Genomic DNA, 14438 nt, shown 5'->3' on the forward strand with positions numbered 1-14438 from the left:
TTTTCATTTCGTTTTTCTTCTCTTTATCTGCCAACCTATCAATGAACTTTCCGTGTTTTGCGGGGTGCAAACTTAAAACTTTCTTTCAATTCCCACAAGCTTTTTTTAATCTTTTTTTGAAAATAAATTCCCGTTTTGATCTCTTTAGCTTGCCGGTATTTCTGTGAACGTCTATCGCTGTTGCGGGTGCAAAAGTAGACCCTTTATTTACATTTACAAGCTTTTTTATTGTATAATTTCAATGTTTTTTAAAACTTTTCCTTAACATACTGATAACACCAAACTTACAAAACACTCTTTTTTTAACTTTATAGGGATTTTCCTAAACCGAATGTGTTTTTCGCAATCCAGCGCTTTCAAAAACTCCCGCTTTTAGGGATTTCACAGATTTATAATTCTTTAATGGTTACTTTTCAATGTCAATTTTATGCCCTTTTACCTGTTATCTCCTATTTACACCATATGTCAGGATTTGGTTTGATTGGTTTGAATTGTTTTTCGCTTTCGGTAACAATACAAAAGTTCTACCTTATACTTATACAGAGATACAATTCTTATAAGAACAACTTCCCCTAGCCCTGATAGTAGTGGAAATCCTTTTATGCCGGTCCCGAGGCTTCGGGAGCAGGAAATAGCTCCTAATGCTTAAATTTCAAATTTTTTCAAAACCCAAATTCCAAATTTAAATATTTCGACTTCGATCAGCCGGACAATAGTCACTCTTATATATAGGTACAAAAAACAAACCCGACAGCTTTTTAAAACTGTCGGGGTGTATTGTTGAAATCTTACCTTATATACAGGAGAGAAATTATACTAAAAAACGGCTACTTTATGTAGCCGTTTAAATTATTTAATAAAAGTTCTTATTTGATAATTAGTTTTTGAACTGTTGTGTTACCATCTTGTTCTACTTTTATTATATATACTCCAGTTGAAAGAGCTGAAACATTTAACTCATTCTTTTCTATTTGAACAGAAAGAAGTTTTTTTCCTGACATGTCAGATATCCAAATGTTTTTTGTGCTATTTGATGCTGTTTCTATATGTACTTTTCCGTCTACAACAGGATTTGGATATAATACAAAACCTTTTATTGTATTTGTAGGTAATCCCAAAGTACAATCAGTACTAGATACATTTATGGTACGAGTAACTGTTGATTCATTTTGCAATGCATCTTTTACCGTATAAGTCAAAATGTACTGACCTGTTGTATTTACATCAACACTACCAGAAACCACAACTCCTGTAGTTATATCTGTATTTAAGTTATCAGTTGCTGTATAACCCGGTTCTGTATAAACACAACCTTTGTCTATAGAAACAACTGCGTTTCCTAACAGTGTTATTGTAGGTTTAGCAACTTCTATTGTCACTGTCCAATATTCGATAGTCCCATTTTGAGCTGTTACATTATAAACTACAGGTGCAGTATAATTTAATGTTGTTACTCCGCTATTTTGAATATAGGTACCAATACGCAACGTTGCAAAATCTGAAATTTGAACATTAGGAACCAACGCACTCAGGTTAGCATTGTTATTAACCAAAACTTTTACCGTTTTTAATGTAGGATCAACAACACTTGTTCCTACCTGATTGGCTACTGAATAATTAATAATACTTGCCAAGCTATTCTTAGCATTAATAGTAACGGTATAATTGGTTTGAGAAAGTTTATTTTCTGAAATTACTGTCACCAAAAAGCTATTAGTGTAATTTGAAGCAATTACTTTTGAATTCAATTGTTTTACTCCATCAATATAAAGTTCCGCTCCCGGAGAAACGCTAAAATCTGCTACTAAGTTTGTTACGTCATAACCAAATGGTACTGTTTTAGTAGCATTATTACCTACAATATCAGTATTGATTTCTTGTGGTAATCCAGGGTTTGAAACGGTTTTAAAATCATAAGAAAGTAATTTGCTTTCATTGCTTAGGCCTGTGATTACTTTTACTGTATATGTCTCTGTAATTCCAGTATTGAAACCAACACCTTCAACTGTTACAGTAACAGGATTTGTGTAGTCGTTTGCTGTTACTCCACTAACTTGGGTAGTCCCGCTTATTTTTGCAATACTCTTCATTCCTAATGAATAATTAGCAATTGCTGAAGTTATGTCAGCACCATCATTTAATAAAACTGAAAATGTTTTAGTTGGCGCATCATAAGAAGATGAAAGCTGGTTTACAAAATCTAATTTTTGTAATAAAACCGGTACATTCCAGAATTTCCCTTCTCCAACTCCGTTAGTATCCGCATTTGTTACTACAGCTGTGTTATCACTTATTGTGCCATCAAACACAAATTGTTTATCTCCTTCTGAAAAAGAGTAATATGCTAATAACCCAGGTTCGTTTCCAATATATTTTGTCATTGCATTAGCTGCAATTGTTGCCTGACTACGAACTCCTGCCCAAATACGAACTTCATCAATATTTCCGTTTAAACCACGAGCTAAACCTGCATTATTTCCTATGTAAGCTGCTGCTGTTGCATTAGAAGAAGCTGCACCTGCTGTACCCGTACTTGTATAAGGAACTGAAACTCCATCTATATAAACAGTATATACGTTAGCAGCACTTACGGTGTAAGCAATATGGTGCCATGTATTTTGTTTTATAGAGTTTAATCCTGTATTTATTACATATGATCCGGCCGCAGTTGTAATAGAAACTACTAAACTATTCTCTTTGTATATTGACAAACTACTATTATTATGTATAAATGCCAATGCAGTACTTTTATCTAAAAGCCTACCAAAAACTGATGGTGCTTTTTGATTCACCCAAGCTTCAAATGTATAATTATTAGTAAGGTTTAAAGCTGGAGTAACATCTGTTTTAATGAAATCATTTACTCCATCAAAAGTTCCGGTAACATTTGTAGCATAATTTGCTGCATGCGAAAGTGTTACTGATTTTGCATCATTTGTAGGATCTGTATCTCCTACTAATTGTGTATAAACATCAATTGTGTAATCTCCAGGAGCTCCTAAATTAGCTTTTGTAGTAAATGTAAAATTAGCAGTTGCAGCCGGAGCAATTGTAGCTGTAAAATTCTGAACTACTTCTGTCCCTCCATTAATTTTGTAGGCAACTGGAAAATTCGAAATCGCTGAATTTGAAAAATTACGAATCAAAGCTGTAACTGATACTGGCGCATTACCTGGTTTAATAGGCGCAACAATTCTTTCTACGCTTGCATCTGCAGCAGTAAATGGCAATACATTAATAGTATACTCTTCTACTTCGAAATCACTTCTTGAACTGGTTAATCCGTCAAAAGTTGGTCCAAGATTAACGTTATAATATTCTGATGGTGAACGGAACATGTGTAATACACGCATTAATTTTTCTCCAGAAGTTGTACCTGCAGGAATCGTTAGACCTCCTACTAATGTAGCATTATTTCTGAAGTAATGTGTACTTGTTGTTGACGGAATAGCTGGCGATGCAGAAGTTGGAGTTGTATTTACCCAAAAATTTCCTGCATAAAATTCATCTGTTAAATTACCATCTCCATTTAAATCGATTACAATCATTGTAAATACTCCAACTGCTGAAGCTGACTGATCTCTTGTAATTGGAGTTTCTGGTTTAGTAATTGTAATTTCCGGTTGATAAGTAAAACCAGCATAAACCGGGATTTTTACATTTTTAAAATCAGAATATGCTGTAGTTCCTGAATTGTTTACAACATCATTCCATTTTAATTTTGAAATTGCATATCCATTTGTATTGGTATGAACCGGTAACTCATTTTTATTGTATACAATTTTTTCACGTGTATCATTAGTCGCATTATCATCTGCTATATCAACTCCACTTTTAATTGTGTAAGTCGCGTCAACAATTGACAAATCAGCTTTGGTAGTAAAAGTAAAACTTGCAGTTGCATAAGCTGCGATTGTAGGGACAACATCGGTAACTTTTGCTCCGCCATTTACCTGATAAAAAACAGGATAGTTTGTTAAAACATTTGGTCCTAAATTACTAACTCTTATCGTAATATCGTGTGCATTGCTTTTTTTACCTAAAACTTCCGGTGTTACTATAGAAGCAATTGCTGCATCATTTACTACTGGTTTTGCAACACAAGTTATATCTGCAATCCATCCTCTGGCATTTTCTATTTGATCTGAAGTGAACCTAAAAGTTAATTCTCCTCCAACTGCTGTAGAAGTTAATGATGGTGGTAAAGTACTTGCTGTATAAGTACCTAATAATGTAGACGCAGTCGTAGGTCCGTTATAAATATATAAGAAATCATAATCCGGTTCCAGATCAAAGTCAGTAAAATTAACGTTGATACTGCTTCCTGCAGTTGCTGGTTTAAAAGTTATGGTTTGAGTAAGCTGATCTGCATAATTAGCATAACGAGTTCCTGCATCTGTAAATACAGCTGAACAAGTAGTTACAGTGGCAGTTGATCCCATTAAAATATCAGATCCTGCATTGGTAACTATTTTTTCAAGTGTATTATTATCTACAACAGCATCTCCAGTGTAATTTACACTTCCAATTACTGTATATACGCCCGGAGCTGAAAAATCTGCTTTTTGAACGAAGTCATAAGATACTTCACTTAGCGGGTTTACAGGACCTGGAATAGTTTCAACAACTTCTGTCCCACCATTAATTTTATAAGAAACCGGTATATTGCTTACTGCAACCGGAGAATGATTGTACACTTTTATTTTTACCGTTTCAGCAGCTGTAAGACCTGTGTTAGGAATAAGCGAAGATAATGCAAGATCTGTTGCTGTAGCTTCAAAAAGTGAAACGTTATCAATAAATACTGAATTATAAACATTCTCACTACTCACTACAACTACATCATTATCAATAACTGATTGAAAAGCGATACTAAATGTAGTTCCTGCATAAGCTGATAAGTCATATACCAGTTCAGTATTACCTGATAATGCTGTTCCTCCATATACACCTACATTTTCGTAACTGTTGATAGGAGTACCATTTACTACAACTCTAAAAAAGTTTTTATTTGCTGGTCCAACATTACTCCAAATTAAATTAAATTTAAGACGAAGTGCTTTCCCGGCAAGACTTGAGGCGTCTATATCACAGAAAGATACTTTTTGAATAAAATTTGGATTATTAGTAAAAGCATTCGCAGTTGTACTTGCTACCCAAGGAGCTGATGGTGCTTCGCCAGATCCAGACATTTTTGCTCCATCTAAGAAAGTAGGATCAATATATTCATATTTTATTGTTCCTGTTACACCTTCAGTAAATACATAATTACTTGCTTTTCTATTGTTGAAATTTTCTAAAAATGGTAAACTCAATGCGTTAAGAACGGGTTGAGAAACTGGTTCTACATTTACAGCTCTAACTCTTTCAGAAACTATTCCGGTTGCAATGTCAACCGTTCTTACTGAAAACCAGTTATCCTCTCCTGCTGTAAGATTTGTAAATGTATAAGTAGGATCTGTAACTGTTGCTACAACATCAAACTTATATCCATTCATCTTTAATACTTCATATTTCGCACCTGCGATTGGATCCCAATTCATTTGATAAGAAGATGTACCACATACTGATGGTGCAATCACCAAATTCTTAGGTTCTGTAATGATATTAAAAACTGCTGTAGAAGCATCTACTTTTGTACCTGCGCTAACTCTTATTTTGGCATTAGCAACGATTCCGGCAGGTACTTTCCAAGCAAAATTTCTAGCTGCAGATGGAATATCTTTTGCTATAATCTGATAAGTAACTCCTCCGTCAACTGAATATTCTAATGTAAAGTTTTTAGCTTCACCTTCATAATCCCAACGGATATATTCTGTAGTTTCTGTATTAAATTTTTCACCTCCTACCGGATAAGTCAAAATCAATTCCGGAGCTACATAATCGTATACTACAGAAAATTCCTGAGTAGCCAATGGCACTCTTGAACCTGTAACAACAATTTTATATGTTCCCGGTGCAGGATTGTCTAAAGTTACTTGTTCGATATTATTCATATTATCTACTCCACGAACAGCATTTGCATTTGGTGCAGTTGGATTTAAAACCCATGGTAAAGTGGTTACACCATCTTTTATAATTTTAATATCTAAATCGTTGATCTGAACCGCAGTTGCTCCCGGTGTACCTTGCAAATCTGAATAAGCAAGCATCACTTTTAAAGCTACTAATCCTGCAGGAACCACAATATCTTTCTCATAAGTTGCTCCGTTAGCAACAGCTGCAGTATAAAACAATTTATTATCCAGAGCTTTAACCGCTCTTAAACCGTTTAAGTTACCAAATCCATATTTATAATCAGGACCAGGATTTCCGGCATCTTTTGCAGTATTTGTCACTAAAGCTTTCATTAATGAAGCCAGTGGTTTTGTACCATAAATGTTTTTGTATCTTTCATAAAGTAAAGCTATGGTTCCTGTTGTTCCAGGTGTTGCCATAGATGTTCCGCTCATTACCTGATACGAGTTACTATAATCTAATGAATACACATCTGTACCAACAGCAGCAATTTGAGGCACTAAACGTCCGTCAATTGTTGGTCCAAAACTACTATAACTACTGATTAAGTCATCAGGATTATTTGCAGCTACGTGCAAAGCATTTTTTGAGTTTTTTGTTGATGTATTAAAACCTCCAGGATACGCAGTTTGTGCATTTCCATTAGAATATATCGTTAAAAGATAAGGAAACAAAGTAGTAATATTATCATCTCCACGATCTCCAACATTGTATCTGCCTGTATTATATCCTGAAGTTAAGTTTACACCATAAGAATTTGATGTTAACTCAATACCATCCTGAACAGCTGCTAATTCTCTTTCAGCATAAACAGGAAGACCATTTGACTGCGTATTAAAATTCCAACCATACATTTGAACTTCTGGTGCCATACCTCTGGCTTTTGGATCTAGTAAACCAGCTCCTCCAATAGTTCCTGAAACGTGATCTCCATGTGAAGAATTTGATTCATACTCTCTATTAATAACTCTGCCAGTATGATCTTTATGTTGTTCAAGATTACCATCCCAAATACCAACTTTTACACCTTTTCCAGTTAATCCGTAACCTAAGCCCGGGATTACAGATCCTAAAACATTTGCTTTATGTGAACTTACTCCTGGCTTATTATCGCTTTCAACCGGCGCAGCAACTAATTCTATGTTTTGTACCCAATTAAATTTGGCAATTTCTTGTAATTTTTCTTTGGTAGCTTCTATATAAACTTCATTAAAAGAAGCTTCATTTTTACTGCCTTTAATAAACAAAGAAGCTAAATCTTGTTCAATAATTTTAGTATCAACGCCTTTAAAATAACTGATAACAACTTTTATCCCGTTAGTACCTCCTGTAGCATAATCCGGGATTGCATTGTCAACAATCATAGGATCTAATTTATACTTTGGATCAACTGTAATTGTCGTTCTGATATTATCAGAAACACTGCTTTTGCTATAAAATTCAGGAGCAATTGCAGCATAATAAGCATTCCCTGATAAATAACTCAGTAAGGTTACTCCCTGAGATTTCAATTTTTCCTGCTCTTCTACAGACGGGATTTTTGTAAACTGCAGCAAAGTATACTCGGTTTTAGTATTTTGTTTGCTTGTAGCTTTTTTGTCCTTAAACTGTTTACTAAAATTTGCGGTCGTTTCAATTTTATTTCCATTTAAGGAAATTGTAAAATCGGTAGGTCCCTTTTGCGACCACAACGAGATGGTCAATAGCAACATAAATAGACTAAGTAATTTTATTCTCATAATGTAATATATTTTGGTTAACAAATGGTTGCGAAGAGTAAACCTACAAATTAAACTTTCAATAACAAATAATATTTACATGAAATTTGTTAAAAAAAGAACACAATTACATCTTTACAAACAAATATCTAACAAAAACACAGCATTAGTCGACTATTCCGGTAGAAATAAAATTTTTATTTAAGTAAGTAAATTCTTTTATTTTGAAAATTTGATGTAATCCAAAATTTATTTTTCACAAAAAAAGACTTACAAAAATTTTCTGTAAGTCTTCAAATGTAAATTTAATGTAAATATTATTTAGGCTCTTTTACCTGTTTTGCTTTTGTTTGCCAATGATTCATCAAATCGTCATAATTTACAGGATTGGCTGGTTTCTGATTCACTAATCTGCCAGACTCAAATGCTCTGAGAAGAATAGTTTCTATTAGATAATCCTCATTTGATTCATATGGTTTATATTCTGTTTTTAAACTAATATCAAATAAGTTGGCTGTCGTGTTTGAAACAAAAGCTTTAAAGCCACTTTTCAAGGTTCTAATCAATTCATAAGTAGTAATTCCGGTTTGTCTGTGAACCAGTTTTACGAGAATTTGTCCCTGTTTGCGGGAAAGTTTTTTAAGTCTTTCTTCGAATTCATTATTAAGATAATCTTCTACGATCTTGAAATACTTTTTCTTTTCACGATTGGTTTTTAAACGCGCCATTCCGCTATTTAAAGCTGTCAAGCGATCTGCAGCTAACTTTGCATACGGGTATACTTTGTAGACCCTGTTTTGAAGAATTAAAAATTGCTTTTGTGCCTCAGGATCAAGCTTTTCTTTCGAAATAATAATTTCAGGCAATTCGATTGTATCGTTCAGGATAGAATCCTGTTCGGTCAATATATACCCCATTTGTTGGTTTTCTTTGGGTGTAACCTGAGCTTGACTTTTAAAAGAAATCAATATTAAGAATAAAATGCAGTAGGTAAATTTCATTGAATCATAATTTAAGTGTAAAATTATATATTTATATACAACTCTAATACCAAATTTATAAATTAGCAAAAAAATATTTTATGAGCACAGAATCTATCTTAAAAGATACCTCAATTGCTTTCCTGGAAAGCTACCTAAATAACGCCTCTCCAACCGGGTACGAAAGTGAAGGACAAAAATTATGGATGAATTATTTAAAACCTTATGTAGATACTTTTATAACAGATACTTATGGAACGGCTGTTGGAGTTATTAATCCAGACGCCCCTTTTAAAGTAGTTATTGAAGGTCATGCAGATGAAATTTCATGGTATGTAAATTATATCACTGAAGATGGTCTATTATATGTAATACGAAATGGTGGTTCTGATCACCAAATTGCGCCTTCAAAAAGAGTTCATATTCATACTAAAAAAGGAATTGTAAAAGGTGTTTTTGGATGGCCGGCAATTCATACACGTTTGCGTGATAAGGAAGAATCTCCAAAAATCAGCAATATTTTTATTGATTTAGGCTGCGAAACTAAGGAACAGGTTGAGGCAATGGGTGTTCACGTAGGCTGTGTAATTACTTATCCGGATGAGTTCATGATTTTGAATGAAAATAAGTTCGTTTGCCGTGCAATTGATAACAGAATGGGTGGTTTTATGATTGCTGAAGTTGCACGTTTACTTCATGAAAACAAAAAAACACTTCCGTTTGGTTTATATATAGTAAACTCGGTTCAAGAAGAAATTGGCCTTCGTGGTGCTGAAATGATCGCTCAAACTATTAAGCCAAATGTTGCTATTGTTACTGATGTTTGTCACGATACAACTACACCTATGATTGATAAAAAGGTAGAAGGTGATCTTAAAATGGGTAAAGGACCAGTTATTGCGTACGCTCCGGCGGTACAAAATAAACTTCGTGATTTAATTGTTGATACGGCTGAGGCAAACAAAATTCCTTTTCAGCGTCATGCTACTTCTCGCGCAACAGGTACAGATACTGATGCTTTTGCTTATAGTAATGGCGGAGTAGCATCTGCATTGATTTCATTGCCTTTGCGTTATATGCACACGACTGTAGAAATGGTTCACAGAGATGATGTCGAAAATGTAATTCACCTTATTTATGAGTCATTACTGAAAATTGAAAACAATGAAACTTTTTCTTATTTTAAATAAGATAAGATCTAAAACGCAAATTCGGTTGTTTTATAAATAACCGAATTTGTAAATAAAAATTAAATGAAAATACTACTACTCGAAGACGATTTTACTTTATCTAAAGAAATCTCAGCATTCTTTACTTCAAAAGGATTCGAGTGTTTCGCTTATTATGATGGATCTTTATTATTAAAAAAATATTTTCCTTACGATTATGATTTAATTGTTCTGGATATTAATGTTCCCGGAATTAACGGAATTGATGTTTGTAAAGGCATTCGGGAACTGGATAAAAAGACGCCAATAATTATGTTAACGGCTTTTAGCGAAATCGAAGACAAACTAGCTTCTTTTGATAATGGTGCAGATGATTATTTAGTAAAACCTTTTCATTTTGAAGAGTTATATGCCAGAATATCATCACTTTTACGCCGAAAAGATATTCCGCAGCAAGTAGAGAAAAAGATTCTTATAAATGATTTGGAAATTCTGGAAGATGATATGAAAGTTTTTCGATCAGGTGAAGAAATAAAACTCACTCCAAAGGAATTTAAGTTAATTTTGATCTTGGCTCATGCCAAAGGAAAAGTCTTATCAAAACAATTTATAGCCGAAAAACTTTGGGACTATCATATCGAAACCAATCAAAATACTATTGAGGTTTACATTAATTTTTTAAGAAAAAAAATAGATAAAGATCACGAGACAAAACTTATTCGAACCAAAGTTGGTTATGGATATTACTTGAGCAACGAAGAATGACATTAAAAAACCGAATATCACTTTTAGTAAGTTTATTATTTACAATCCTCTTTGGATTGGCTTCTACATTGATATTTGTTTTATATTCTAATTTTAGAAAAGACGAATTTCGTGATCGTCTTGAAATTAAAGCACTCTCAAACATTAAACTTTTAGTTAATGTAAAAGAAGTCGACAATCAGCTTTTAAAAATGATTGATCAAAACTCTATTAATAAGCTATATGATGAAAAAACATTGGTTTTTGATTCTAATTACAAACTTATATACAGCAGTATTGACGATGCCAAAATTAAATGGTCGATTGATGATTTAAAATACCTAAAAAAGAATAAAACCTTTTTTAAAAAACAAGGAAACTATGAAGTCTACGGTGTTTTTTATGATACTAAAGACAGGGATTTTTATGCGCTAATATCAGCCACAGATAACTTTGGACAGCGAAGATTACTTTTTCTTCGATATACATTAGTCGTCTCTTATATCCTTTTTACTTGTATATGCTGGGTAGTTACCTCGATTACAGTAAAAAAATTGATGAGTCCACTCAATACTTTTCATCAGAAAATAAAAAACATAAACGAGAACAATCTTGATACCCGCGTTGAATCAAAAAGTAATAAAGACGAAATTGATTTGATTGCCAATGAGTTCAATTTTATGATGGATAGAATTGAGATTTCCTATCAAAAACAAAAAGAATTCACCGCACATGCTTCTCATGAGCTTAGGACTCCTTTATCCAGAATCACTTCTCAAATCGAAAATGTAATTGCAGACAGCAAAACAAGTGATGAAAGGAAAAGCTTTCTTAAAAACATTTTATCAGATGTAAATCAACTAACAGAATTAATCAATTCATTATTGATTTTATCTAAAATAGATAATAAAATGCACGAAAATAATGAAGTTCACCGCTTGGATGAAATCTTATTTTCTGCTATTGAAAATTTGAATAAAAGTTATCCTGAGTTTGTAATTTTATTTGAAATAGAAGAAAACGAGAATCTCGATACGGCTTTAGAAATAAAGGGAAATAAAAATTTACTGGAAATCGCAATTAGCAATGTTTTAAAAAATGCCTGTGTATACTCAGACAATAAACAGGCAAAAGTAATTATTAGTTCTAAAGAGGATAATAATCTGATTATTGCCATTTCAAACACAGGAGAAACTTTAAATAAAGAAGAACAAAAAATTCTTTTTGAACCCTTTATGCGAGGTAAAAATTCTAAAGGTACATCTGGTTTTGGTCTTGGTTTACGTATCGTTCAGCGAATTTTGACTCTTCATAAAGCTAATATAACTTACAGTGTTCCAAATATTAACACGAATTTATTTCAATTATTTTTTCATTCGTAACTTTTTTTAAGGTATTTTTAAGGTAGATTTTAAGGTCTCTTAAAGTCTGGTGATAGCATATTTGTATAATTAAAAATAATACAATGAGAAAACTCTGTGCATTCCTACTTGTACTTTTCGGTCCTGTAGTATTGGCCCAAAAAACAGTTACGCTTCAAGACTGTGAAAGCCAATTCCTTAAAAACAATCTCTTTTTATTAGCATCACAATATAATATTGATGCATCGAAAGCACTAACTATTCAGGCTCGAATTTGGGATAATCCAACGATTACCGCAGAATTAAATGCTTATAATCCTGAAAGAAACCAGTATTTTGATATTGGAAAAGAAGGTCAGAAAGCATTTGGTATTGAGCAGTTAATTTATCTGGGCGGCAAAAAACGCAATGAGATAAAATTAGCCCAAGCGAATGAAAAACTGGCCGAATTGCAATTTAATGACTTGTTAAGGACTTTAAAACTACAATTGCGAAAGAGCTTTTTTACCGTTTATTACAACACAAAAAGTCTTGAAACTACTGATAAGCAACTTGTTAACATCGAAGATTTAATTAACTCCTACTCTATTCAGGCACAAAAAGGTAATATTCCTTTGCGGGATGTTGTGCGTTTGCAATCTCTATTTCTAAACTTCAAAAATGAACGTATGGAAGTTGTAAATGATAATATAGAAGAGCAGGCAAATTTGAAATTACTCTTAAATACGACTGAAAATGTAGTTCCGGAAGTTTCTAAGGAAGAATTCAATAAATACATTCAGACAATTCCGTTTGATCTTAAAGCTTTTCAGGATGATGCCATTGCCAATCGCCCGGATTATCTGATTAAACAAAAAGATATTGAAGCCAATGAATTGAATATTAAATGGCAAAAATCACTTTCGATTCCTGACATAACAGTTGGTGCAAATTATGATCAGCGAAGCGGTGCATTCAACAAAGAAGCTAATCTGACCTTAGGAATTCCATTACCACTTTGGAATAAAAACAAAGGAAATATCAAGTATGCACAAACAATTTTAGAACAGTCAAAAGTTGAAAAACAAAATTTTGATCTGCAACTGCAAACTGAAATCACATCGGCATGGAATAAATGGGATGAATCCCGAAAAAACTATGTTGTTATAAAACCTACTGTTAATTCTGATTTTGAAGCAGTTTACAACGGAATCCTGACCAATTTTCAAAAACGAAATATAAGTTTATTAGAATTCACGGATTTTATGGAAAGTTACAATCAGGCTTCTATTCAGGTAAATGAATTAAAGAAAAAAGTAGTGCTTTCAGGCGAAGAATTAAATAGTACCATCAACAAAGACTTATTCTAAAACGAAACAAAATGAAATATAAACTAATTATAGGAATTGCTCTTGTGAGTTTATCAATCGCAAGCTGCAAAAAAGAAGTTGAAAATCCAGACACAAATACATCTTTTGCTTTAAGCGATTCGATGCTAAAAACTACGACGACGGCCGAAGCCAAAACACAGCCCGTAAAAAACGTACTGAGTTTTTACGGAAAAATTACTGCTGATAATAATAAAATGATTGATGTATACCCGCTTGTAGGCGGAAATGTGATTAAGGTAAATGTAGAACTTGGGGATTATGTACGCAAAGGTCAAGTTCTCGCTACTATAAAAAGTACTGATATTGCCGATTTTGAAAAGCAATCGATCGATGCCAAAAATGATTTATTAGTAGCAAAAAACCATATGAAAGTTGCCCAGGAATTATTTGACGGAAAATTAAATTCTGAAAGTGATGTCCTTCAGGCAAAATCTGAGGTTAATAAAGCGCAGTCTCAATTAAGCAAGATTCAGGAAACCTATAAAATTTATAATATTAAAGCCGGTTCTATTTATGAAGTAACCGCTCCTATTAGTGGTTTTATAATTCAAAAAAGTATTAATCAGGACATGCTTTTAAGAAACGACCGTTCTGAAAACATCTTTGATATTGCTGAGATCAGTGAAGTCTGGGCGCTGGCAAATATTAATGAAATTGATATTAATAAAGTAAAATTAGGTATAGACGCTGATGTAACTACTTTAAGTTATCCTGATAAAGTTTTTAAAGGAAAAGTAGATAAAATATTCAATGTTATAGATCCTGAAACTAAAGCGATGCAAGCGCGTATAAAACTACATAATCCGGATTATATGCTAAAACCTGATATGAATGCAAATATAAAACTATCCTACAGCGAAGGACAGTCTATGATAGCCGTACCTAGTAAAGCAATTGTTTTTGACAAAAGTAAAAACTTTGTAATGGTATTTAAAGACCGTAACAACATCGAAACCAGACAAGTTGAAGTTTTTAGGGTGGTTGGGGATATAACGTATATCTCAAGTGGTTTAAAAGACAATGAAAAAGTCATTACCAACAACCAGTTATTTATTTATCGCGCTTTAAACGAATAAGA

General features: G+C 33.0%; 7 protein-coding genes. 5 read left to right on the forward strand and 2 right to left on the reverse strand.

Going from position 1 to position 14438, the window contains the following annotated elements; all coding sequences use genetic code 11:
- Nucleotides 1–866: 866 nt before the first annotated feature.
- The gene (locus RC62_RS05580) at nt 867–7757 is read right to left on the reverse strand and encodes a S8 family serine peptidase (protein WP_082421228.1); all 6891 of its coding nucleotides are present in this window, start codon (nt 7755–7757) and stop codon (nt 867–869) included.
- A 296-nt stretch (nt 7758–8053) separates the two neighbouring features.
- The gene (locus tag RC62_RS05585; RefSeq protein WP_055093433.1) at nt 8054–8737 is read right to left on the reverse strand and encodes a DUF4294 domain-containing protein; all 684 of its coding nucleotides are present in this window, start codon (nt 8735–8737) and stop codon (nt 8054–8056) included.
- An 80-nt stretch (nt 8738–8817) separates the two neighbouring features.
- Between RC62_RS05585 and RC62_RS05590 the strand changes: the two genes are divergently transcribed.
- The 5 genes from RC62_RS05590 (at nt 8818) to RC62_RS05610 (ending at nt 14436) form a co-directional block, all read left to right on the forward strand.
- On the forward strand, nt 8818–9906 hold the full coding sequence (locus tag RC62_RS05590) for a M42 family metallopeptidase (RefSeq protein ID WP_055093434.1): 1089 nt from the start codon (nt 8818–8820) through the stop codon (nt 9904–9906).
- 63 nt (nt 9907–9969) lie between these two features.
- Nucleotides 9970–10650, forward strand: a complete 681-nt coding sequence (locus RC62_RS05595; protein WP_055093436.1) for a response regulator transcription factor — start codon at nt 9970–9972, stop codon at nt 10648–10650.
- Nucleotides 10647–12011, forward strand: a complete 1365-nt coding sequence (locus RC62_RS05600) for a sensor histidine kinase (protein WP_055093437.1) — start codon at nt 10647–10649, stop codon at nt 12009–12011. The genes RC62_RS05595 and RC62_RS05600 overlap by 4 nt, the downstream gene beginning before the upstream one ends.
- Nucleotides 12012–12094: 83 nt before the next feature.
- Complete coding sequence (locus RC62_RS05605; protein WP_055093438.1) at nt 12095–13339, forward strand: TolC family protein; 1245 nt, start codon at nt 12095–12097, stop codon at nt 13337–13339.
- A gap of 11 nt (nt 13340–13350) precedes the next feature.
- Nucleotides 13351–14436 (forward strand): efflux RND transporter periplasmic adaptor subunit, encoded by a 1086-nt coding sequence (locus tag RC62_RS05610; protein WP_055093439.1) that lies wholly within the window; start codon nt 13351–13353, stop codon nt 14434–14436.
- Nucleotides 14437–14438 lie beyond the last annotated feature (2 nt).

Origin of the sequence: Flavobacterium aquidurense (genome assembly GCF_001404985.1) — a bacterium.
GTDB lineage: Bacteria > Bacteroidota > Bacteroidia > Flavobacteriales > Flavobacteriaceae > Flavobacterium > Flavobacterium aquidurense_B.

What these genes read in the sequence shown, in the direction of transcription:
- RC62_RS05600 (WP_055093437.1), top strand. Translation starts at nt 10,647, where the DNA reads ATGACATTAAAAAACCGAATATCACTTTTAGTAAGTTTATTATTTACA.
- RC62_RS05585 (WP_055093433.1), bottom strand. Translation starts at nt 8,737, where the DNA reads ATGAAATTTACCTACTGCATTTTATTCTTAATATTGATTTCTTTTAAA.
- RC62_RS05605 (WP_055093438.1), top strand. Translation starts at nt 12,095, where the DNA reads ATGAGAAAACTCTGTGCATTCCTACTTGTACTTTTCGGTCCTGTAGTA.
- RC62_RS05580 (WP_082421228.1), bottom strand. Translation starts at nt 7,757, where the DNA reads ATGAGAATAAAATTACTTAGTCTATTTATGTTGCTATTGACCATCTCG.
- RC62_RS05590 (WP_055093434.1), top strand. Translation starts at nt 8,818, where the DNA reads ATGAGCACAGAATCTATCTTAAAAGATACCTCAATTGCTTTCCTGGAA.
- RC62_RS05595 (WP_055093436.1), top strand. Translation starts at nt 9,970, where the DNA reads ATGAAAATACTACTACTCGAAGACGATTTTACTTTATCTAAAGAAATC.
- RC62_RS05610 (WP_055093439.1), top strand. Translation starts at nt 13,351, where the DNA reads ATGAAATATAAACTAATTATAGGAATTGCTCTTGTGAGTTTATCAATC.